Below are 23,343 nucleotides of genomic sequence, written 5' to 3' on the forward strand. Positions count from 1 at the left end.
AAAGTTTAACTTTCGCGGGAGTTCCAGCCGGTCAAAACTCGCCAACCGACGGGCCGCTCTGGAGCGGTTTACCTCAGGACGCCGCCCGAGCGAGGAACTAACGATGGATAGCAAGATCCAGGACGTGCTTGAAACCTATCATGCCATGATCCGCGAGGAGCAAAACAGCCCACGCGAGCTTCCGCCCGGCGGTCGCGATGGAGGGCAGGACATGCGCTTGCGCGCGGTCGGCCGCGAAACCGGGCAGTTCATCAACATTCTCGCCAAGAGCCTCAAGCAGCCGCTCATTCTCGAGCTCGGCACATCCTTCGGCTATTCCGGCATCTGGCTGGCGGAAGCTGCCCGGGCCGCAGGCGGCAACCTGATCACCATGGAGTTGCACGAGTACAAGTCGACACACGCCAAGGAGATGGCGACAAGGGCCGGGCTTGCCGATTGGATCGATTTCAGGATCGGCGACGCCGTCCAGATGATCGGCGAACTCAGGGGTGGCATCGACTTTGTCCTGGTGGATCTCTGGAAAGACTTGTACCTGCCTTGCCTTGAGGCTTTTTATCCCAAGCTCAATCCGGGCGCGATCGTCGTTGCCGACAACATGCTGCGCCCGGGCGACGAGAACGTCAGGCAATACGGCAAAGCTATCCGGGCTAAGCCGGGCATTACCAGTGTGCTTCTGCCCGTCGGCAGCGGCATCGAGGTCAGTCGCTTCGACCGATGAAACCGAGATTAGCTGAGTGTTGGGAGCAACTCTGATGTCGCGCAGCATCGTCGCACCGTTGCTGCCGGCAGGAAGTCTCACGGAGGCCCACGTTGCATCACTGCCCGGCATTCTTTCTGCTGCGCCATCAGGAATGCCATCGCAGCATGACTGCCGACACCTTGAATGCGATCGATTTCAGCCCCGAGCTCCGACTGGCAAGGGCGAGGCGCCGCCTTCGATCAGAGCCTGCGCCTCGGCCTGTATCATCGGCCTGCCGAGCAGAAAGCCTTGCACCTCGCTGAAGCCTTCGGCGCGCAATTTCTGCAGTTGCTCCTCGGTTTCAATCCCTTCCGCAAGCGTCGTCGCATTGAAGCCGGAGCCGATACCGACGACCGCACGTACGATCGCCAGATTGCCCGGATCCGTTTCAATGCCAGAGACGAAGCTGCGGTCGAGCTTGATCTTGTCAAAGGCAAAGGCCCGCAAGTAGCTGAAGGACGAATAGCCGGTGCCGAAATCGTCAATGGCGATGCGGATGCCAAGTTCCTTCAATGCCCGCAGCAGCGGCAGGCTTTGCTCGACGTCGGCAAGAAAGACGGATTCGGTAATCTCGATCTCGAGGCGTTCCGGACGAAGGCCGGTCTCGTCGAGTGCGCAGACGACCGTCGCAAGCAGGCTGTTGTGCCGGAACTGGCACACGGAGAGATTGACCGCGATCTTCAAATGACTAGGCCAGGCGGCCGCCGCGCGGCAGGCTTCGCGCAGCACCCACTCACCGATCTGAACGATGAGGCCGGTCTCCTCGGCGAGAGGAATGAATTCCATCGGCGCGACCAGTCCTCGAACGGGATGGCGCCAGCGGATCAAGGCCTCGAAGCCCGCAAGGCCATCGTCATCAAGTTGCACGATCGGCTGGTAGTGAAGTTCGAACTGACCTTTTAGCAGCGCCTCGTGAAGTTCGGCCGTGAGCATGTGCCGGCGCTCTGCTTCCAGGCGCATTTCCGGCAGATAGAAGCGGTAAGTCGAGCGGCCACTTTCCTTGGCTGCGTAGAGCGCAAGGTCCGCGTTCCGCATCAGAACATCGTCGTCCTCGGCATGCTCAGGCGCAAGCGCAATGCCGATGCTACAGGTGACGTGCTCGTTGACACCGTCGAGATCAAACGGGGCCGATAACGACCTGAGCAGGCGTTCGGCAAAGCGTTCGATGCTCTCGCGTTGCTCCGAACACAGAAGGAGCGCGAATTCATCGCCGCCCAGACGAGCGACGAGGTCGCCGTCCGCCACCAGTTGCATCAGACGTGCGGCGACCTGGCAGAGCAGTGCATCGCCCGCCGCATGGCCCTTGCTGTCATTGATGTGCTTGAAATGGTCGACATCGAGGTAAAGCAGCGCGAGCGGGTTTTCCACGGTGGCAATCCGTACTTCCCGTTGGAGATGATCGGCGAAGAATGCGCGGTTCGGCAGGCCGGTCAGTGCATCATGCATTGCCATGTAAGCGAGGCGGGCCTCGACCGATCGCTCCTCGGTCACGTCGCGGGAAATGCCGAGCACATAGCGCGGCGCTCCGCCATCCAGCGCAGGGAGTGCACGCTTGATCGTCCGCAGAATCCGCGGTGTCCCATCGGCACGCTGCATCGTCTCCTCGAAGCTGATGGTTGCTCCGGCCCCAAGAGCCCTGGAGTCCTGCTCGCGAAAGATGTCCGTTTGCCTGTCGTCGAATAGGATGCGATCGCTCTTGCCGACAATGTCTTTCGGATCATAGCCGACGATGCCGCCGCACGCCTCGTTGAAAAGGATATAGCGTCCGTCTTCTTCCATATCCTTCACAAAGACGCCGACGGGCAGGTTGTCGACGATGCTGTCGAGCATCGAGCGCGTATCGCTCACCTGCCTCTGGGCTGCGTTGACCTCGGTCCGGTCCTGAACAATCGCCAGGATCGCATCCCGCCCGTCAAAACGAACCGCCCGTCCATAGGTGAGCACTTCAAGGGTTTCGCCGTTGGCCTTCAGATGCGTCCAACGCTCGGCGCGTTCCATGTCGGTTCGACGCTGCACGGCATCGAGCATTCGCTTGCGCTCCTGCTCCGGCCTAATGTCGAGGACCGTCATGCGCGCATAGTCCTGGCGCGAATAGCCGTAGAGATCGATGGCAGCGTTGTTGACGATCAGGAAGCGAAGGCTGCCGGGATCGTAGACCCACATCGGCGACGGATGGGTTGCAAACAGCGACTGAAAATCATCATTCGGCGCATCGATCGGAACAAATGCTTTCTGGAGACCGGTCATGAGGAAATCACATGAAATAATGGCAGCGGATCGATAGGTTATAGACAGAAAAGCTAAATAAAATCAGAATCATAGTTCGCACAAACTTTAGGCGCAAAGCCTTCGTATTGTGCAACGCAGTATATCGTCCAGCCTATTGTCGTCTCTTTGAGCTTACCGATCTAGTATCCGACCGTCAGTTGTGCGGGTGACTACATTGACCGTGATCCGCCAGAACCTCGATGACGCGGCACTGATCGACGCGACCATGACCGCAGCCTTCCACCATTAGCTCCAGCTCCGCCTTCAGGGCCATCAGGCTGCGGATTCTCTGCTCGACTTCGATCAGACGGGCCTTGGCGATCGCGTCCGCGGAAGCGCAGGACTGATGTGGATCGTCCTGCAGGGTCAGCAGTGTGCGGATTGCTTCCACTTCGAACCCAAGCTCTCGGGCATGACGGATGAAGGCGAGCCTGCGTAGATCCGCCAGCTCGTACGAGCGCTGATTGCCCTCGCTGCGGTTCGGCTCTGGCAGGAGGCCGATGCTCTCGTAATAGCGGATCGTCGGTACCTTGACGCCGCTTTTCCGGGAGGCTTCGCCGATCGTGATCTTTTTCATGATTTTCCTCTTGCACCTCTAGTCGCTAGAGGATGTAGGAAGGATGCTTCTTTATGACAAGGAAGCGGATCATGGGTGAAATGGTCGAGAACCGTTACAGGGTTGACGGCATGGATTGCGCCGGCTGCGCAGCCAAGATCGATACGGCCGTGCGGCGTATGCCAGGCGTCGAAGACGTTTCGGTCTCCGTGACGGCAGGAACGATGACCGTACGCCACAATGGCAACAGCGACCTTGTCGCCATCGAGAGGAAAGTGGCGAGCCTTGGCTATTCCGTCTCGCAACTCGTCGGAAGGTCGCCGGCGGAAACCCCACCGACGAGCCATACCCACCACCATCACGACCACGCTGATCATGATCATGCCGAAAACCAACATGCAGAGGAAAAGGCGACGGACGCACTTGAAGGTCTGCACGGTCACGACGCCCCGATGGCCGGACCTTGGTGGCAAAGCAAGAAAGGCCGCCTAACAATCCTTTCCGGCGCAGCGCTCGTTGTCGCCTACGCTATTGGTCACCTGGTGCCGGCAATTGCACCTTATGCATTCATCGTGGCAATGCTCGTCGGGCTTGTTCCGATCGCTCGACGCGCCGTCGTCGCCGCCTTCGCGGGCACCCCTTTCTCGATTGAGATGCTGATGACGATCGCGGCGGTGGGCGCAGTGGTCATCAATGCCGGCCAGGAAGCCGCCACAGTGGTCTTCCTGTTCCTGGTCGGCGAACTGCTGGAAGGCGTCGCCGCCGGCAAGGCGCGCGCGAGCATCCAATCTCTGACGACGCTGGTTCCAAAGCGTGCCTTCCTTGAAGAGGGCGGTACGACCCGGGAAGTGTCAGCCGAAAGCCTCGCGGTCGGTTCGACCATTCTGGTTCGTCCCGGCGACCGTGTCGCAGCCGATGGCACCGTCCTCTCCGGCGAGAGCGCAATCGACGAAGCGCCAGTCACCGGCGAAAGCACGCCGGTGCGCAAGGGCGAAGGCGACATGGTTTTTGCCGGCACCGTCAACGGTGACGCAGCACTTCGGGTCAAGGTGACGGCGGCGGCCGCCGACAACACGATAGCCCGCGTCGTACGGCTGGTGGAGGAGGCGCAGGAATCCAAGGCGCCGACGGAGCGCTTCATCGATCGTTTCTCTCGCTACTATACACCCGGTGTGGTCGTCGCCGCTGCTCTTGTCGCAATCCTGCCCCCGCTTCTTGCCGGTGGCGCTTGGGACGAGTGGATCTACAAGGGCCTCGCCATATTGCTGATCGGCTGCCCCTGCGCCCTGGTGATTTCGACCCCGGCCGCAATTGCCGCCTCGCTTTCTTCGGGCGCGCGCCGTGGACTGCTGCTGAAAGGCGGCGCGGTCCTTGAGACCCTTGGCAAAGTCACCGCCGTTGCCCTCGACAAGACAGGCACGCTGACGGAAGGCAAGCCGCAGGTGACCGATGTGATCGCTTTTGGAAAGGACGAAGCGGAAGTCCTGAAGTATGCGGCTGCGCTTGAGACAGGATCTAGCCATCCGCTGGCGCTCGCGATCCTGGTAAGGGCAGCAGCGGCGGGGATCACCCTCCCCGCAGCGACCGACGCCAAGGCTCTGGGAGGAAAAGGCATGACCGGGACGGTCGAGGGCCAGCCGCTGTTTTTCGGATCTCCCAAGGCTGCCGGCGAACGAACTCCTCTTTCGTCCGATCAGACCACCCGCATCAGCGCGCTCAATGACGATGGAAAGACTGTGTCCGTGCTCATCATCGGCGACACGCTGGCGGGAGCCATCGCCATGCGCGACGAACCGCGCGATGACGCCAAGTCCGGCCTTGAGGAATTGACTGAGGCAGGCATCAAGATCGTGATGCTCACCGGCGACAATCACCGCACGGCGGAGGCCATTGGCAGGCAGCTCGGCATCGAGGTACGCGCCGAGCTGATGCCCGACGACAAGCAGCGCATCGTGAACGAGTTGAAGCGTGACGGCTTGATCGTTGCCAAAGTCGGTGACGGCATCAACGACGCCCCTGCCCTTGCGACCGCCGATGTCGGTATCGCTATGGGCGGCGGCACCGATGTGGCGCTCGAAACCGCTGACGCTGCGATCCTGCATGGCCGCGTCAGCGACATTGCGGCAATGATTGCGCTCTCCAAGCGCACCATGCGAAACATCGTCGAAAACATCACCATCGCACTCGGCCTGAAGGCCGTATTCCTGGTGACAACGATCGCAGGCATTACCGGTCTCTGGCCCGCCATTCTGGCCGATACCGGCGCCACGGTGCTGGTCACCATCAATGCGCTGAGACTGCTGAAACCGGTCGAGTGAGGGTCGCCGTTACCGGCGATCCATCCTCGGCGAAATCCGATCACGCAGGCACCGCTCGTTCGCTTACCGCTTCAGCTGTACCTTCATTGCGCGCGAAGAGAGCCACAAAGAGGATTGCCGTTATACTCTTCGCACCCGGGCCCCAACATCGAAAAGATCTTCCGCAGCAAGGCTGTCGAGCCTGGCCTCCCGCCCACCGTCAAGGTCCAGATACATGCGAAGCGGCGGTGCGAAGCGAGATACGAGCAAGTGTAAATTGGAAGTTCGTTACTGTAAAATCGCTAAGATGGCGCCTGCAAGCCCTTGTGAGCTTCCGGCGATACGAGCGCATCACGCCGGCAGCCTCATAGAGCAATCACGCAGATTTGCGCGTATTGGAACATTTTACGCGCCAGGGAGTTAACGTTTAGAGGAGGAGTAACATGACAAATGATTTCAACAAACCAAACCCGATGAACACGTCGGCGTCGAAGAGTAAGACCATATGGATTGTACTGGCAGCGATCGTCGTCATCGTGGCCCTGGCAGCCACCTACTGGCCGAGATCACAGAGTTCCTCGACCACGACTGCACCCGCTGCGCCAGCGCCGACGGCTTCCGAACCGGCTTCGCCACCGCCTGCATCGACTGCACCGGCAACACCAGCAACGCCACCAGCAGCTGAAGCTCCGGCAACCCCTGCGGCTCCCGCCGCTCCGGCCCCGGCTACTCCGGCTCCGGCAACGCCGCAGTGATCGCGAGCCCGCTTGGTCTGGCGGGCTACGCTACGCGGAGGCAGAGGGCCGGCAGAGCGATTTAGTTCGCGCCGGCCTTGAGAATGCGGTGCGTGCTAGCATCCAGCGCATTGCCCGCCTCCCTGCCATCCTTGGCGAGTCCATTCGCCGTGTTTGCGCATGAAGAGAGCCCAATAAGCGATATGAGCGCAATGGTAATAGCGACGGCTGACTTTGTCATGGAAGCTCCTGAAACTGATATTGGAACAAACCGCTGAAGGATAACGATAGTCGCCCGCGTGACAGCGATCAACTTGGTCGTCCGAGAGGCAAAACGAGAAAGCCCGGCGCAGGTTCCCGCGCCGGGCTTTCTCATTGCCTTGGGAGCAAACCTTAATCGACCGCAAAGACCAGCGGCTTCGCCTGGCGGATCGCCGGATTCGCCGTAAGCTTGGCAAGCACCTCGTCGCCGATCGGGCCATCGACATAGAGCAGCGCGATAGCATCCCCGCCCTGCTTGTCACGGCCGAGCTGGAAGTTCGCGATGTTGACGCCTGCAGAACCAAGCGTCGTACCGATAAAACCGATCATGCCGGGGACGTCGGTGTTGGTTATGTAGACCATGTGCGAACCGACGTCGGCATCGAGGTTGATGCCCTTGATCTGGATGAAGCGCGGCTTGCCGTCCGAGAACACCGTGCCGGCGATCGAGCGTGTCATCGAGTCGGTTTTGACAGTCAGTTTGATGTAACCGTCGAAGACGCCCGTCTTGTCGCGCTTGATCTCGGAGAGAACGATACCCTTTTCCTTGATCATAACGGGGGCCGAAACCATGTTGACGTCGGCAACCTGCGTGCGGATCAAGCCGGCAAGCAGCGCGCTCGTCAGGGCGCGCGTGTTCATCGTGGCGGTCGCACCGTCGAAGAGAATTTCGATTTCCTTGATCGGCTCTTCCGTGACCTGGCCGACGAAGGCGCCGAGAACGTCGGCGAGCCGGATGAACGGCTTCAGGATCGGCGCTTCCTCAGCCGTGATCGACGGCATGTTGATGGCGTTGGAAACGGCACCCTTCACCAGGTAGTCCGACATCTGCTCGGCAACCTGCAGCGCAACGTTTTCCTGGGCTTCCGTGGTCGAGGCGCCGAGATGCGGCGTGCAGACGACGTTTGGCAAGCCGAAGAGCGGGCTTTCCTTGGCGGGCTCGACTTCGAAGACGTCGAAGCCTGCACCGGCGACATGACCGGACTTGATGGCTTCGGCGAGTGCCGCTTCGTCAACCAGGCCGCCACGGGCGCAATTGATGATACGAACGCCGGGCTTGGTCTTGGCGAGGTTTTCCTTGCCGAGAATGCCGCGAGTCTTGTCGGTCATCGGCACGTGCAGGGTGATGAAATCGGCCTTGGCCAGCAGCTCGTCGAGTTCGACCTTGGTGACGCCCATTTCCTGCGCGCGTTCGGCCGACAGGAAAGGATCATAGGCGAGAACATGCATGCCGAGGCCAATGGCCTTCTTGCAGACGATGCCGCCGATATTGCCGGCGCCGATGACGCCAAGCGTCTTGCCGGTGATTTCGACACCCATGAACTTCGACTTTTCCCACTTGCCGGCCTGCGTCGAGGCATCGGCCTGCGGCAGCTGGCGGGCGACCGCGAACATCAGCGCGATGGCGTGCTCGGCGGTGGTGATCGAATTGCCGAACGGCGTGTTCATGACGATGATGCCGCGGCGCGATGCGGCCGGGATGTCGACGTTATCGACGCCGATGCCGGCGCGACCGATGACCTTGAGGTTGGTCGCGGAGGCGATCAGCTTTTCCGTCGCCTTGGTAGCGGAGCGGATGGCGAGACCGTCGTAATTGCCGATTATTTCGGCGAGCTTGTCCTTGTCCTTGCCGAGCTGCGGCTGGAAATCGACTTCGACGCCGCGATCACGGAAGATCTGGACGGCGGTTTCCGACAGTTCGTCGGATACGAGAACGCGAGGTGCCATTGGGGGCTTCCTTCAAAAAGTTCAACGATGGATGAAATCAGGATGCGAGGCTCCGCCCATTCGGCGGAGCCGGATGCGATCAACTCAGGCAGCTGCCTGGGAAAGCGTCGCCTTCTGGGTCTCGAACGCCCAGGTCAGCCACGGCATCAGCTTCTGCATGTCAGCAGTTTCGATGGTCGCACCTGCCCAGATGCGAAGGCCGGACGGCGCATCGCGATAGTGGCCGATGTCATAGGCGACACCTTCCTTGTCGAGCAGGCTGACGATGCCCTTGGCGAAGTTCGCCTGGCCGTCGGCGTCGAGTGCGAGAACGTCCTTGTCGGTGATCTTCAGGCAGACGGAGGTGTTCGAAGCCGTCTCAGCCTTCACCGCCAGGTTGGCGATCCAGTCGTTGGTGGCGACGAAGTCGGCAATGACCTTGGCATTGGCATCAGCGCGGGCCATCAGGCCCTTGAGACCGCCGACCTGCTTCGACCACAGCAACGCATCGATATAGTCTTCGACGCAAAGCATCGACGGCGTGTTGATGGTTTCGCCGGTGAAGATGCCCTCGATCAGCTTGCCGCCCGAGGTCATGCGGAAGATCTTCGGCAGCGGCCAAGCCGGTGCATAGGTCGTCAGGCGCTCGACGGCGCGCGGCGACAGGATGATGACGCCATGGGCGCCCTCGCCGCCAAGAACCTTCTGCCAGGAGAAGGTGACGACATCGAGCTTGGCGAAATCGAGGTTCTGAGCGAAGGCGGCCGAGGTCGCATCGCAGATCGTCAGACCCTTGCGGTCGGCGGGAATGAAATCGCCATTCGGAACGCGAACGCCCGAGGTTGTGCCGTTCCATGTGAAGACGACGTCCCGGTCGAAATCTATGGTCGAAAGTTCAGGCAACTCGCCGTAACCGGCTTCGATCTTGCGGACGTCCTTCAACTTCAGCTGCTTGACGACGTCGGTGACCCAACCGGCGCCAAAGCTTTCCCAGGCGACCATATCGACGCCACGCTCGCCGAGCAGCGACCAGAGCGCCATTTCGACGGCGCCGGTATCGGAGGCAGGAACGATGCCGATGCGGTAATCCGCGGGCACTTCGAGCACTTCACGTGTGAGATCGATGGCCTGCTTGAGCTTCGTCTTTCCGATCTTCGCGCGGTGCGAACGGCCAAGCGGCGCATCGGAAAGGGCTTCGAGCGACCAACCGGGGCGCTTCGAGCAAGGGCCAGAAGAAAAATGGGTATTTTGCGGACGTACGTCCGGCTTTGCGGTCTTCGCCATGTGCTATCCTTCCAGATAGATAGCTCCTCGTTGGGGAGGAGTGTCCCGCCGCCGTCGTTATAGGGCGGTGAGATCGAAGTCAAGCAGTCGGCGGCGCAACGAGAGAAATTTTTGGTCTATACGCGTCATTGCGTCGCGGATCTGCCGGCCTACCAGCCAGCAACGCGCAGGCCGACACGGACTTCGTGCCGGGTCATCCCGTGATCGCGCCCGCTTACCGCGGAGGGACCTGTAAACATGCTGCCACCGGCAATATCGGAAAAGCGATAGCCAAAATCGACCTTGATGTTATCGGCGACTTCATAGCTGACGCCAACCATCAGGGCATAGGTGAAGCGCCAGCTGTTTTCGCCATTGAAATTTTGTGGGGCGAACGTGGCTCCCGCGCATGTCGAGGCGCCGTCGACGCACTCCGGTTGGGATCTCACGCTCCCCCATCTGACGTTAGTTATCCCCAAGCCGGCACCGACATAGGGGGTGAAGCCGGCAACGGTCGCAAGGTCGGCATAGCCGTTTGTCATGATGCCATACGCGCGAACATCGGCACGTGTGCCGTAGGCGCAACCGGTTCCGGCTGGAGCAGAGGCCGCACAAGGCAGATCGAGGCGTGCTGTACCGGCAAAATCGCTCTTGAAGAAATCTGTCGTTAAATCGGCGCGCCAGATGTCGGTGAATTGATAACCGATCCCGACGCCACCGGAAACGGGCTGGGAGAAGCGTGCCGCATCGAACTCGCCGTCGCCGGCACCACCGACGTGATAAGTCGGTTTTTCGTTGCCCGTCCACATCGCATAGCCGAGATCACCCCGAAGATACCATCCAGTCGTCATTGAGCTGCCGGCAATGCTAACCTCCGGTACGTCCGTGATCAGTGGTTCTTCCGCCGCCACCGGAGTGCCGAGCAGCATAAGGCTTGCTACCGTGGCAAGCATCACTTTGGACGATTTCATTGCAAATTCCCGGCCGGACAATAGAACGCCCGCATGACTGACTACGCGGACATTATTCCAGCGAGATGCTAACGCGCGGTTAACCATATTTGTTAACTGCGATCAGCGTTCGACCCATGCGAAAAAGGCTGCCGTGAAGGCAGCCTTGTAAGTTTAGAACTCATGCAACAAGGAACGTGGCTGGCTATTGCAATGAGTAGCGCAAGGCGAGTTTGAAATCGTGCGAGGTAATGTTGTTGAAATGCATCGGCCCGGTGTCCACCGTGTCGTCATAGGAGTGGATCCGGCCGGTCTTTGCATCGCCTAGATCAAGGTAGGTATAACCGAAATCGACGGTAAGACGATCTGTCACTTGATAGCCGAGGCCCGCATGCAGCGCCCAGGCAAAGTTCCAGGTCGAGTCGCTATCGGCATAAGCGACGCCTTGCGTCGGGACGTTAATGTCCCTGAACCCGGAGATGGTGTTGCGGGAGGTACCGACACCGGCTCCGACATATGGCGTGATGCCGTACCAGGTGCCTAGATCGACATAGGCGTTGGCCATCAACAGCCATTCCGACTTGGCACCGTCATAGTCATTGGTGCCATCCCAAACAGCCGTCCCGGATGCGTCGGTGTGTCCATAACGATCGAGTGCGGAGAAGTCGGCTTTGCCGCGATACTGGACGATCGCGTCAGCGCGTAGCCACTGGTTGAATTGATAGCCTACACCCAGTCCACCCAACGGCGCGCTGTCGAAGCCGCCATCGTCCAGAAATGGATGGAGCTCGACATCGTCAAACAATTCTTGTTGCAACCCGCCAAGACGCTGGTTGCTCATGCCCAATTCGCCGCGCAAATACCATCCGCCGAAGACAGGCGCCGGTGCCGGCGGGTCAACATAGAGATCGGCCGCGAGAACTGGGGTAGTTCCCACCAGCACCGAAGCCACGGCAATCAAAAATCTCTTCATAATAATTCTCCAGGAACACAAATAGTCCGCGTGTCAGTCGACCGCATACGGCTCTTATTCGTTCCGAAGTCTTACAAATCAGAGTTAATGTCCGATTAAATTTACAAGATATTCATCATGACCTTATGCAAAAAGGTGCATAGCGAGGTCGAATCGACATTCGCCATGCACGGCCGCCTTCACGCCGCGTCGCGCACCCCACCGATCACGCCGGTCAGATCATTGACGATGCGTTCAATCTGGGCGCGGTCGTCGCCCTCGGCCATGACACGGATCAGTGGCTCGGTGCCCGACGGACGGATAACGAGGCGACCGTTCTTGGCAAGCTCGGCCTCTGCATCGGCGATCGCCTTCTGCACCAGCATATCCTCCAGCGGCTTGCCGCCGGAGATGCGGACGTTGCGTAGCAGTTGGGGCACCGGGTCGAAGCGACGGCAAACTTCGCTCACCGTCTTGCCGGTCCGCTTGACCGCAGCAAGAATCTGCAGGGCCGCCACAAGACCGTCGCCCGTCGTGCCATAGTCGGACAGCACGATGTGGCCGGACTGCTCGCCGCCGACATTGTAGTTGTGCTGGCGCATGTGTTCGACAACGTAGCGATCACCGACCATCGTACGCACAAGACCAAGTCCCTTATCGCCGAGGAAGCGCTCCAACCCGAGATTCGACATGACCGTCGCGACGATACCACCGCCGCGAAGCTGCTGGCTCTCGGCATAGCTTTCGGCGATAACGGCCATCAGCTGGTCACCGTCGACGACCGCACCGTTCTCATCGACGATGATGACACGGTCGGCGTCGCCATCGAGCGCAATGCCAATATCGGCGCGCACTTCGTCGACCTTCTTCTGCAGCGCGACCGGGCTCGTGGAGCCACAATTGAGGTTGATGTTCGTGCCGTTCGGCTCGTTGCCGATGGTCACGACATCAGCACCGAGCTCCCAGAGCACGGCAGGCGCCACCTTGTAGGCGGCCCCGTTTGCGCAGTCGATCGCGATCCTCAAGCCCTGCAATGTGACGTCGCGCGGCAGCGTACGCTTGGCATGCTCGATATAGCGGTCGTGAACGCCGTCAACGCGCTTGGCGCGGCCGATATCATCGGCCTTCGCAAGCTGCGTGGAGAGATCCTTTTCAAGCAGGTCTTCGATCTGCGATTCCAGATCGTCGGAAAGCTTGTAGCCATCAGGCCCGAAGAGCTTGATGCCATTGTCCTGATAGGGATTGTGGGAGGCAGAGATCATGACACCAATGTCGGCGCGCAGCGAACGTGTCAGCATCGCCACGGCCGGTGTCGGGATAGGACCGAGAACGAACGCATCGACACCGGCAGCGGTGAAGCCGGCAACCATCGCGTTTTCCAACATGTAGCCCGAAAGGCGCGTGTCCTTACCTATGACGACGCGGTGACGATGGTTGCCTCGGCGAAAGATCGTCCCAACTGCAATGCCGACCCGCATCGCAAGATCCGGTGTCATCGGGAACACGTTGGATTGACCGCGAATGCCATCCGTACCGAAATAGCGTCTTTTCATATGCACCCCTGTGCCTTGGCGCGCCTTCAGGCTGCGCATCATCACTTGCAAAAAATCAGCCGCCACAGGCGGAATATCGCTACAAGAGCCCCAAATGAGGCCTCGCTATGTCACCGGCATGACACAAATCGCGGTGACCATCACGTAAATTAGCAAGAAAACCCATTACATCGCGTTACCGACGCAAAAGGCCGGCGTCCAGAATGGACCCCGGCCTTACCGTCATTCTTCAAGAGAAATCAATGTGGCTGCGGCTCCAAGCCGGCTTCCGGCTCGTCACCCTTTGCCACCGGCCGCGTACCGGTCTTCGGCACAGCAGAGCCGCGGCTGGGCGGTGCATCGTCACCGAGGTCGCGCGACGGCTTCTCGCCACGAATCAGCGCCTTGATTTCCTCGCCAGTCAGCGTCTCGTATTCGAGCAGGCCTTCGGCAAGCGCAACGAACTCGTCGTGCTTGTCCGTCAAGATGTCGCGAGCCTGAGTGTAGGCTTCGTCGATCAGGCGGCGCACTTCATTGTCGATCTTCTGGGCTGTCGCTTCGGAGACATTCTTCGACTGCGAAACAGAATGGCCGAGGAAGACCTCCTGCTGGTTCTCGCCGTAGGCAACCTGGCCGAGCTCGTCGGAGAAGCCCCACTGGGTCACCATCGCACGGGCAAGTTTGGTGGCCTGCTCGATGTCCGAGGATGCACCCGAAGTGATGTTCTCCTTACCGAACGTCAGCTCTTCGGCAACGCGGCCGCCCATCATGATGCAGAGACGCGAGACCATCCACTTGTAGCTCATCGAGTAGCGATCGCCCTCGGGGAGCTGCATGACCATGCCAAGCGCACGGCCACGCGGGATGATCGTTGCCTTGTGCAACGGATCGGCGACGGCAACGTTGAGCGCTGTGATCGCATGACCAGCTTCGTGATAGGCCGTGAGCTTCTTCTCCGCTTCGGTCATCGCCGAAGAGCGGCGCTCGGCGCCCATCATGATCTTGTCCTTGGCGTCTTCGAACTCCTGCATGGTGACGACGCGCTTATTGCGGCGCGCAGCCATCAGGGCAGCTTCGTTGACGAGGTTCATCAGATCGGCACCGGAAAAGCCGGGCGTACCGCGCGCCAGAACCTTGAGATCGACATTCGGTGCCAGCGGCACGTTGCGGGCATGCACCTTGAGGATACGCTCGCGGCCGACGATGTCGGGGTTCGGAACGACGACCTGACGGTCGAAACGGCCCGGACGCAAAAGCGCCGGATCGAGAACGTCGGGGCGGTTGGTCGCCGCGATTAAGATGATGCCTTCGTTTGCCTCGAAGCCGTCCATTTCGACCAGCAGCTGGTTCAACGTCTGCTCGCGTTCGTCGTTACCGCCGCCGAGACCGGCGCCACGATGGCGACCGACGGCATCGATTTCGTCGATGAAGATGATGCAAGGCGCATTCTTCTTGGCCTGTTCGAACATGTCACGGACACGGCTCGCGCCGACGCCGACGAACATTTCAACGAAGTCGGAGCCGGAGATCGTGAAGAACGGAACGTTTGCTTCGCCGGCGACAGAGCGGGCGAGCAGTGTCTTACCGGTACCGGGAGGGCCAACCAGCAGAACACCGCGCGGAATCTTGCCGCCGAGACGCTGGAACTTCTGCGGATCGCGCAGGAATTCGACGATTTCCTCGAGGTCTTGCTTGGCTTCGTCCACGCCTGCGACGTCATCGAAGGTCACGCGGCCATGCGCTTCGGTCAGAAGCTTAGCCTTGGACTTGCCGAAGCCCATCGCGCCACGCGAACCGCCCTGCATCTGCCGCATGAAGAACAGCCAGACGCCAAGGATCAGAAGCATCGGCAACAGCGTGCCGATATAGCTTAGGAAGCCCGACGAACCATCGGTTTCCGGGCGCGCGGAAACGAGAACATTCTTCTGCTGCAGACGATCGAGCAGGTTGTCGTCAACGACTGGCGTATAGGTCTGGAAGGTGGTGCCGTTTTCAACATAGCTGCCGGAAACGCGGTTGCCCGTGACGACGACTTCCTTGACGCGGCCCGCATCCACTTCACGCAGGAACTGCGAGTAAGGGATTTCGCGGGAGCTGGTCTGCGCCGGCGACGTCTGGAACATGCTGAACAGGGCAATCAGCAGAAGCGCTATGATTGCCCACAAGGCGAAATTACGTAAGTTAGGGTTCATCGAACTCCCCAGCACTGGAACAACCGCCTCATGGCGACCGTCTTATTTGGCCTCTAACATAGGATTGCCGTAGGTGATTGCCAAGGCAAACTGGACTGTTAGATAGATTTTCCGTCAATACGACCTAAAGGCGGTTTTGGATAGGGGCGTGTTCCAAAGGCAGCCGCAAGGCTCTCCGCAAAGATGAAATCAAATCGTGTCAAAAAACGGTCGAAGGGTGAAAAATAGGGTGTGATGCGGACTTTCTCCGCAACACTGCCAGGAGCCTCGTGTCCTGCCACGTCGACGATACGTGGCATGGCCACCAGGGCCTGTCTGACGACGCCCCTAGGTAGTTGACCGCTCTGTGCCACTGTTCCGCCAGCAACGATGCCGATTTCCGTTTGAGCTGCGTTTTCAACCAGGAATCGGCCGTCCCACACAGCGCGCGTGGCGGATGCCAGCGTCAACGGCACGATGCCGCGGTTCTCGCGAACGAGAAAGAGCCCGTCGCGCCGAAGGTCGAAAACCACCCTCCCCGCCGTCATCCGGCCCACCCCACCTTTTTCGATAAACGCCAGCACGTTGTCTATCTGCTTGCGACCGAGCGTAAACGCTTGCCCACCAAATACCGCTGCAAGGCGGGCGACGGCGTAGCTAAGGATCTGCCTCTCGGCGACGAGCCCGGCCGGGATCACGTGGCCGATCAAGGGAGAATGTAGAACGAAATACTGATCCAGCCATCGAGCCGCCAAAACGGCGACGCCCGCTCGTAAATCGCCCACCTCGTCCGGAGCCGAAACAACATCAGCCTCTTCAGCAAGGCGCGACCGCATCCGCACACGTTCGTACTTCGGGTCATCATTGCTTGGGTCGTCGATCCAGGCGACCTGCCGCGCGCGAAGGTAATCGCGGATCGCCTCCCGCCGGCAACCAAGCAACGGTCGAGCGACCCACAAGCGGCGATCAAAGAGGACGAGATCGGCAATGCCGGTGCTTGGCTGTTCTGAACGCTCCCGTCGCATGGCGAGTGTCTCGCGCTGATCGTCGGCTGTATGCGCGGTCACGACAAGATCCGCGTTCAGGCTTTCAGCGGCATCGGCAAGCAGAGCGTAGCGGGCTTCGCGTGCGGCCAGCATCGTACCAGTCTTGGGCTTTTCACCGCGCCATGTCTTGGTCAGGTGCGGAATATCGAGCGACCGACAGAAGGCTGCAACCTGGTGCGCCTCCTCGGCCGATTCTATCCGCAACGCATGGTCGACTGTTACGGCACAAAGGGATATTTTCGAATTGGGCGCGGCCTCGAGTGCTTCGGCGAGCGCCAGAAGCAGGCCAGTTGAATCGCTTCCACCCGAAATCGCGACAAGGATGCGCGAGGGCTTGATCAGCGAGTCGAGGAAACGGCGTGCTGCCGTCTCGAGTAGATGGAGGCCGTCCGGGCGCAAACCGGAAAGCCCTAGCAGGCGAGACGCTTTTGCTCGCTGGCAACCTTGGTTATCACGGCACGAGAAGCCTTGGGATAACGCTTCGAAACTTCGCGCAGCGTGGCGCATGCGGTTTCCGTATTGTCGAGCGCGGCAAGCGACATGCCGAGCTTCAGTAGCATTTCCGGCGCCTTTTCAGAGCTGCCATACTTCTTGTGAGCATCGAGGAACGTCTTGGCGGCCTCGTTGTACTTGCCCTGCGAGTAGAGCGCCTCGCCAAGCCAGAAATTGGCATCGGCGGCTCGAGCACTGCTCGGGTATTGAGCGATGTACTGGGTGAACTCCTGCTCGGCCGTCGAGTAGTCACCCGAAAGGACGTGGCCATAGGCAGCCTTGTATTGGTCGGCTTCGCTGCCGAGCGAGGCAGTCTGCGACGAGCGGCCGGAATCGACGCCCGGAAGCGGGCCGGATCCAACTGTGGCACCCTCGTTGACCGAGCCACCGATCGGATTGCCGTTCTGGTCGAACTCCATCGAACCGAGCTGCTTCGGCGGCTGGCCGAGGCCATCGTTTGCCGGAACATCGGTCGAGGGAGCCGTCTCGGCTCCCTGCGGTGCTTGGATTACACGGGCGACATCGTCACCACCGCTCTGACCTTGAACCGAAGGAGGCGCATTGGCCTCGCTCTTTTTCATCGTCTTGGAGCTGCTGCCGGCACTACCGCCACCGCCCTTTTCCAGCTCCTGGAAACGGAATTCGTTGTCTTCCTGCGCCTTGCGGATCGTTTCCTGCATCTGCAGGAGCTGGAAGCTCATCTCCTCGATGCGGCCGTTCAGCTGACGCAGTTGCTCTTCCAACTGCTGGATGCGAACTTCGGCGCCGCCGGCGGCCTGCACGTTTACAACCGGTGCCTGCGGCGGCTGCCGATCCGCAGCCTTGCCGCCGATCTGCCACCCAAAGAGCGACGTCGCATTCGCCGATTGGCCCGCCCCGGCCACGGCCGCGAGGCACAGCATGCCCGCAACGACAAGTTTTTTCATATGGTTTGTCCTGTCCCTGTGATTCTTCGCGCCCATCGGCACGAACAGGAGATTTTTCCAATTGCTTTCAAAAAGCAACGGAAACTGGCCAAAGTTTGTTCAAAAAGAAAAGGCGGCCCGCGATGGAGCCGCCTTTCGAAATTGTAGTATTTCCCGGCAATTACATACCGGCGCCACCGAGAACGGTAACCGCACGGCGGTTCTGCGACCAGCAGGAAATATCGTCGCAGACGGCAACCGGACGTTCCTTGCCGTAGGAGATCGTCTTCATGCGCTGAGCCGGAACACCACGCGAAGCAAGGTAATCCTTGGTGGCGGCTGCACGGCGAGCACCGAGAGCGAGATTGTATTCGCGCGTACCGCGTTCGTCGGCGTGGCCTTCGATGGTGATCGCGTACTTCGGATAGCGGGCGAGCCACTGAGCCTGACGATCGAGCGTCTGGGAAGCGTCCGCGCGGATCGAGGTGGAGTCCGTGTCGAAGAAGATGCGGTCGCCGACGTTGACAGTAAAGTCCTGGGCGGAACCAGGCGTTGCGGCGCCGGCGCCAAGGCCGAGGTCGCCTGCACTGTTCGCCATGTTCTTCTTGTTGGCGCAACCGGCCAGAGCAAGACCGGCGACAAGCGCGATCATGACGGGGTTACGGGCAAAATTCTGCATGCGGCTCATTGCCGGGGTGTGAATTCGGCTCATGGCCGGTCTCCTTGCGACTTGATTAAGGTTGCCGGACTGTAACCTCGTTGGGTTAATCGGCATTCAAGAATTATGGTTAACAGATGGTTGATTTGTCCCTCAGTCGCCCCAATCAGGGATTTTTGCGGCGACAAAAAGGCACATCCACAGGCTTTACTACTCGAGAAGCGGCGACCAAGCTGGGTCCGAAGCGTAGGTCGGGGTCTTGATGAGCTGCTCGTTGTAGCCTGTCAGATCGATCGAGTAGAGCTGCGGACCACCGGCACCCGCCGCCTGGCGGAAGAACATGATGACGCGGCCATTCGGCGCCCAGGTCGGGCCTTCGTTGTGGAAACCCGTCGTCAGGATGCGCTCGCCCGAACCGTCCGGCTTCATCACACCGATCGAGAACTTACCGCCCGACTGCTTGGTGAAGGCAATCAGATCGCCGCGCGGAGACCAGACCGGCGTGGAGTAGTTGCCGTCACCGAAGGAGATGCGCGTCTGGCCGGAGCCGTCGGCGTTCATGACGTAGATCTGCTGCTTGCCGCCGCGGTCGCTTTCGAACACGATGCGCCCGCCATCCGGCGAATAGGACGGCGACGTATCAATCGCGGCCGTCGAGGTCAGGCGCGTCGTGGTGCGCGAACGCAGGTCCATCGTGTAGATATTGGCATTGCCTTCCTGCTGAAGGCTCATGACGACCTTCTGACCGTCGGGCGAGAAGCGCGGCGAGAAGGTCATGCCCGGGAAATTACCGACGACCTCGCGCTGTCCCGTCTCAAGCTGCAGCAGGTAGACCCGCGGCTGCTGGTTGGCGAAGGACATGTATGTGACTTCCTGACGGTTCGGCGAGAAGCGCGGCGTCAGAACGAGGTCGCTGCCGTTCGTCAACATGCGGACGTTGAAGCCATCCTGGTCCATGATGGCGAGCTGACGCTTGCGATCCTGCTTGGTGCCGGATTCGGACACGAAGACGACGCGGGTATCGAAGTAGCCCTCCTCGCCGGTGATCTGCTTGTAGATCGCATCGGCGATAATATGGGCTACGCGGCGCCAGTTCTCCGGCTGCGTATAGAACTGCTGACCGGTCATCTGGGTGCCGGCAAACGTATCCCAGAGGCGGAACTCGGCGCGGAGGCGGCCGTCGCTTTCCTGCGTCACGCGACCGGTGACGAGGGCCTGTGCATTGATGACCTTCCAGTCCTCGAAGCGCGGAGCGGCATCCGGGTTGGAGATCTTCTCGATGAAGGCGTTCTTGTTGATCGGCGCGAAAAGGCCGGAGCGCTGGAGATCGGCAGCGATAACCTGCGATACCTGCGCGCCCATGTCACCCTGCAGGAAGTCAGTGATCGCGATCGGCAGCGGCTCGACGTTACCCTTGTTGATGTTGATTTCGACAAGCGCGTTCGCCGGCGTGGCGACAACCGCAGTGGTTATCATGCCGACGGCGACCATCAAGGCGCGGATGAGGGAACACTTGGTCATGGAGGACAAGCCTTTCAGCATTTTAAAGGGCTAGATCGCTAGGATCGAAGTTGACGATAACTTCGCCCCAGGCGTCGTATTTGTCTTTCGGGAGATTGGTGAAGGGCGACGACTTCATGACGGCGCGCTTGGCACCGCTTGCCAACGCCATCCGCGTCGCCTCGTTGGTGCCGCCGGTCGCTTCAACCTCGGGTGAGCCGATGATGTTGCCATCAGGGTCGAGCTTCATGTGGACCTTGATGCGAACTTCGCTTGCGCCTTCCATCCCGGGGATAACCGACCAGTTGCCGGCAATCGCGCTGCGCAGCGCGTCCATCTCACTCATCGAGAGCTTGGAGCCGCTCGTGGTCTTCTTCGCACCGAGCGACGCAACTTCCGTCGAGCGCTTGGCACCGCCGGAAGAAGGATCCTGCTTGTTCAGCAGAGCCGCAATATCGTCAGCGTTGAAATCGCTCTGCTTGGAAGAGGCAGACTTGGCCTTCTCCTGCTTCTTCTCAGCCTTCTTCTTGTCCGTCGGCTTGTCGTCGGCCGTCGCCTGGTCCTCGGTTTTCTTTTCCGGGGGCTTTTCGGCTGGCTTCTGTTCCGGTGGTTTTGGCTGCGGCTTCACGACCGGAGTCGGAACTTTGTCCGGCAGCGCCTCAGCGTCCGGCTTCGGCGGCTCGGCCTGTTCCTGCGGCGGTTCCTCAGCCTTCGGCGGCGTCGGGGTCGGGGGGGTGATTTCCGGCTTCGGCGGCGTGATGGAAGCGACTTGCTTCGGCTCGACGTCCGTCTCCTCCTTCATGATCTCCTTCACCTCGTTGGGCACGGGATCATTCTGCGGAAGAGGCTTTTCGGCCGCCTTCGGGGCAGCAGCGCTCTCATTGTTGCTGGGCTTGGCGTTCGGGACCGGCGGCGTCTTGAGGTCGATATTGTTATCGCCCATGTTTTCCGCCTTATCGACTGTCGCCGGCTTGGTCGTCGGCTTCGGCGCCGCCTTTTCCTTCGGGGGCGCCGTCTTGTCACCCTGCTGCAGCTGCGACATGTCTTCGACAGGCACGAGATCGACGGGCATCGCCTCGAAATCCTCGACTTTGAACTGCTCTGGGGAGCCGATCGAGATCAGCGCCCAGGCAAGCAGTGCACAGTGCAGAGCCGCAGATGTGACGATACTGGCCTTCATAGCGTTCGCTATTGGTCCTTCTTCTGCTGCGTCACGAGCCCGATGTTCTTGTAGCCGGCACCCTGGATGCGGGCCATGACGTCGGCGATCACGCCATAAGGCGCGGTCGCGTCGCCGCGAACGAAGATGCGCTCATTGTAGCCGGTCGTCGCGATCGCCTCGAGCTTCGCAGCGATCTCCTCGGCCGGGATCGGCGTTTCCTGCAGGAACACCTGGCCGTCATTCTTAACCGAGATCGTGATCGGCTGCGTTTCGGAATTCAGTGCCTTCGCCTGCGTTTCCGGCAGGTCGACCGGCACGCCGACGGTCATCATCGGTGCGGCGACCATGAAGATGATCAAAAGCACGAGCATAACGTCGACGAGCGGCGTCACGTTGATTTCGGAGATGGCACCACCTCTGTGGCCACCGCGACGACGACCACCGCGGCCACCACCGCTACCGCCACCGCTTGGAGCACCCATACCCATATCGTTGACTCCGTTCCCGTCGATTACTGCGCGGCCTGGCGCGGCTGCAGTTTCTCGTCGATCTGGCGCGAAAGGATGGCGGAGAATTCATCCGCGAAACCTTCCATGCGAGCCGAAAGCTTGCCGGCATCGGCAGTGAACTTGTTGTAGGCGATAACGGCCGGGATAGCGGCAACAAGGCCGATTGCGGTTGCGAGCAGCGCTTCCGCGATACCGGGAGCGACGACCGCGAGGTTCGTCGACTTCGAACCGGCGATCGCCTGGAACGAGGTCATGATACCGACGACCGTGCCGAAGAGCCCGATGAACGGACCGGCCGAACCGATCGTTGCCAGCGAGCCGAGACGAGCGGAGAGATATTCGGATTCACGAGCGAGCGTGACGTCCATGGCCCGGTCGATACGCATCTGCAGACCGATCGGCGAGCGCGCGCCGCGCTCGAACGACTTCTTCCATTCGCGCATGGCAGAGACGAAGATGGAGGCAAGGCCGGTGTTGTTGCGTTCCGACAGCGTCCGATAAAGCTCTTCCAGCGACTGACCCGACCAGAACACCTGCTCGAACTTGTCGAACTGGCGCCGCGCGCGGCCGTAAGCCAGATACTTGTCGATGACAATCGCCCAGGTCCAGACCGAGGCTGCGATGAGCCCGAGCATGACCAGCTTGACGACGAGACCTGCCTGCATAAACAGCGACCAGAGGCTGACGTCGGCCGTTGCTGCTGCCAATCCTACTTGTTCCATTGATCCAAAATCCCCGAATCCAAACGCCCGGCACTTGACCGGGCGGCACAAAGTGATCTCGCAAGAAGTGTCTGGCGGCCGCCGCCCAAAGCCCTGGTCAAGCTTCCAAGCTCTTATCCGCCTTCCTTGCCGTCAAATTTGGTCAAAGGAAGGCGTGCACCGCACAAACTCTGACAATCCGAGTAAGACACTATTATGGTTAACAGTTCGTTAGCGCCGGATCATGACAGCGAAACTATCGGCGAAAGATTTATCCCTTGGATTACTTGGTCAGATCTAGGTCGATGACCACAACAGCGCTTATCTTCCAGCGCGCGAATTCCTTCACACAAAACTCATGTTTATGCAAGGCCGGAATCCAGCGTCTTTTCATCGCTTCGCGATCAAGCTGCGCGAATCGCCGCAGGCAAACGATGTTGAAACGGCGGGATCGCGGCTGCGGCCGCAAAGGCTCACGGTCCGCGGAGCGGCTTGCTGCCTTCCAGAAATTTCTCGGCAAGCGCTTCCGGCAGTCGTCGCGGCCTTGCATTGGCGTTGATGACGGCGATGATCACCTTGGCGGCGATCAGCAGCGTTTCGCCGCGCCGGATTTCCTGATTGAGGACCATCTTGGCGCCACCTGCTTTTTCGGTGTGGGTCAGCACCATCAGGATGTCATCCATCCGCGCCGGTTGCTTGAAGTCGATCTCCATGCGGTGGACGACGAAGACAAGCCCCTCCTCGTCCGCATTGATGAGTTCGCGCTGCTCGACGCCGAGACAACGCAGGTAATCGGTGCGGCCGCGCTCGAGGAAGTGCAGATAACGGGCATGGTAGACGAGGCCGGAAAAATCCGTGTCCTCGTAATAGACGCGCTGCAGGAGCCGGTGACCCGTTTCCGTGAGTTCACCCGAAATCGAAAAACCGTTGTCCGCCATAA

At 60.2% G+C, this 23,343-nt stretch carries 20 protein-coding genes; 3 read left to right on the forward strand and 17 right to left on the reverse strand.

Going from position 1 to position 23,343, the window contains the following annotated elements; genetic code table 11:
- Positions 1 to 103: 103 nt before the first annotated feature.
- The gene (locus K9B32_RS14820) at positions 104 to 718 is read left to right on the forward strand and encodes an O-methyltransferase (RefSeq protein ID WP_224563327.1); all 615 of its coding nucleotides are present in this window, start codon (positions 104 to 106) and stop codon (positions 716 to 718) included.
- Between the two features lie 177 nt (positions 719 to 895).
- Here the strand turns inward: K9B32_RS14820 and K9B32_RS14825 are convergent, their stop codons facing one another.
- A complete protein-coding gene (locus tag K9B32_RS14825) occupies positions 896 to 2,986 on the reverse strand; it encodes a putative bifunctional diguanylate cyclase/phosphodiesterase (protein ID WP_224563329.1) in 2,091 nt (696 codons plus the stop codon).
- A 175-nt stretch (positions 2,987 to 3,161) separates the two neighbouring features.
- Positions 3,162 to 3,584, reverse strand: a complete 423-nt coding sequence (locus tag K9B32_RS14830; protein ID WP_224563331.1) for a MerR family transcriptional regulator — start codon at positions 3,582 to 3,584, stop codon at positions 3,162 to 3,164.
- Positions 3,585 to 3,655: 71 nt separating this feature from the next.
- Between K9B32_RS14830 and K9B32_RS14835 the strand changes: the two genes are divergently transcribed.
- Positions 3,656 to 5,881 (forward strand): heavy metal translocating P-type ATPase, encoded by a 2,226-nt coding sequence (locus tag K9B32_RS14835; protein ID WP_224563615.1) that lies wholly within the window; start codon positions 3,656 to 3,658, stop codon positions 5,879 to 5,881.
- A 484-nt stretch (positions 5,882 to 6,365) separates the two neighbouring features.
- Positions 6,366 to 6,545 carry a hypothetical protein gene (locus K9B32_RS14840; RefSeq protein WP_224563333.1) on the forward strand — a complete coding sequence of 60 codons (180 nt, stop codon included), beginning with the start codon at positions 6,366 to 6,368 and terminating at the stop codon, positions 6,543 to 6,545.
- A 131-nt stretch (positions 6,546 to 6,676) separates the two neighbouring features.
- On the opposite strand, the gene K9B32_RS14845 is transcribed toward K9B32_RS14840, so the two are convergent.
- The 15 genes from K9B32_RS14845 to ybgC form a co-directional block, all read right to left on the reverse strand.
- Positions 6,677 to 6,835, reverse strand: a complete 159-nt coding sequence (locus K9B32_RS14845) for an entericidin (RefSeq protein WP_224563334.1) — start codon at positions 6,833 to 6,835, stop codon at positions 6,677 to 6,679.
- 152 nt (positions 6,836 to 6,987) lie between these two features.
- The gene (serA, locus tag K9B32_RS14850; RefSeq protein WP_224563338.1) at positions 6,988 to 8,583 is read right to left on the reverse strand and encodes a phosphoglycerate dehydrogenase; all 1,596 of its coding nucleotides are present in this window, start codon (positions 8,581 to 8,583) and stop codon (positions 6,988 to 6,990) included.
- A gap of 84 nt (positions 8,584 to 8,667) precedes the next feature.
- Positions 8,668 to 9,846, reverse strand: a complete 1,179-nt coding sequence (locus tag K9B32_RS14855; protein WP_224563341.1) for a phosphoserine transaminase — start codon at positions 9,844 to 9,846, stop codon at positions 8,668 to 8,670.
- A gap of 149 nt (positions 9,847 to 9,995) precedes the next feature.
- Complete coding sequence (locus K9B32_RS14860) at positions 9,996 to 10,796, reverse strand: outer membrane protein (protein ID WP_224563343.1); 801 nt, start codon at positions 10,794 to 10,796, stop codon at positions 9,996 to 9,998.
- Positions 10,797 to 10,980: 184 nt separating this feature from the next.
- Entirely contained in the window at positions 10,981 to 11,748 is a 768-nt protein-coding gene (locus K9B32_RS14865; RefSeq protein ID WP_224563346.1) for an outer membrane protein, read from the reverse strand.
- Positions 11,749 to 11,927: 179 nt separating this feature from the next.
- The gene (glmM, locus tag K9B32_RS14870) at positions 11,928 to 13,280 is read right to left on the reverse strand and encodes a phosphoglucosamine mutase (protein ID WP_224563349.1); all 1,353 of its coding nucleotides are present in this window, start codon (positions 13,278 to 13,280) and stop codon (positions 11,928 to 11,930) included.
- A gap of 239 nt (positions 13,281 to 13,519) precedes the next feature.
- Complete coding sequence (gene ftsH, locus K9B32_RS14875; RefSeq protein ID WP_007802644.1) at positions 13,520 to 15,451, reverse strand: ATP-dependent zinc metalloprotease FtsH; 1,932 nt, start codon at positions 15,449 to 15,451, stop codon at positions 13,520 to 13,522.
- 98 nt (positions 15,452 to 15,549) lie between these two features.
- Positions 15,550 to 16,875, reverse strand: coding sequence for a tRNA lysidine(34) synthetase TilS (tilS, locus tag K9B32_RS14880; protein ID WP_224563352.1), 1,326 nt, complete (start codon positions 16,873 to 16,875; stop codon positions 15,550 to 15,552).
- Between the two features lie 11 nt (positions 16,876 to 16,886).
- A complete protein-coding gene (gene ybgF, locus K9B32_RS14885) occupies positions 16,887 to 17,894 on the reverse strand; it encodes a tol-pal system protein YbgF (RefSeq protein ID WP_224563355.1) in 1,008 nt (335 codons plus the stop codon).
- 160 nt (positions 17,895 to 18,054) lie between these two features.
- Positions 18,055 to 18,585, reverse strand: coding sequence for a peptidoglycan-associated lipoprotein Pal (pal, locus tag K9B32_RS14890; protein ID WP_007802639.1), 531 nt, complete (start codon positions 18,583 to 18,585; stop codon positions 18,055 to 18,057).
- 156 nt (positions 18,586 to 18,741) lie between these two features.
- Positions 18,742 to 20,052 carry a Tol-Pal system beta propeller repeat protein TolB gene (gene tolB / locus K9B32_RS14895; RefSeq protein ID WP_007802637.1) on the reverse strand — a complete coding sequence of 437 codons (1,311 nt, stop codon included), beginning with the start codon at positions 20,050 to 20,052 and terminating at the stop codon, positions 18,742 to 18,744.
- A 22-nt stretch (positions 20,053 to 20,074) separates the two neighbouring features.
- Positions 20,075 to 21,211, reverse strand: a complete 1,137-nt coding sequence (locus tag K9B32_RS14900) for a hypothetical protein (protein WP_224563358.1) — start codon at positions 21,209 to 21,211, stop codon at positions 20,075 to 20,077.
- An 8-nt stretch (positions 21,212 to 21,219) separates the two neighbouring features.
- Positions 21,220 to 21,675: a protein TolR gene (tolR, locus tag K9B32_RS14905; RefSeq protein WP_224563618.1), complete on the reverse strand. Its 456-nt coding sequence runs from the start codon at positions 21,673 to 21,675 to the stop codon at positions 21,220 to 21,222.
- 29 nt (positions 21,676 to 21,704) lie between these two features.
- Entirely contained in the window at positions 21,705 to 22,424 is a 720-nt protein-coding gene (gene tolQ / locus K9B32_RS14910; protein ID WP_028749424.1) for a protein TolQ, read from the reverse strand.
- Positions 22,425 to 22,876: 452 nt separating this feature from the next.
- Entirely contained in the window at positions 22,877 to 23,341 is a 465-nt protein-coding gene (gene ybgC / locus K9B32_RS14915) for a tol-pal system-associated acyl-CoA thioesterase (protein ID WP_224563360.1), read from the reverse strand.
- Positions 23,342 to 23,343 lie beyond the last annotated feature (2 nt).

The sequence above is a fragment of the Rhizobium sp. 3T7 genome, assembly GCF_020166565.1.
Classification (GTDB): Bacteria; Pseudomonadota; Alphaproteobacteria; order Rhizobiales; family Rhizobiaceae; genus Rhizobium.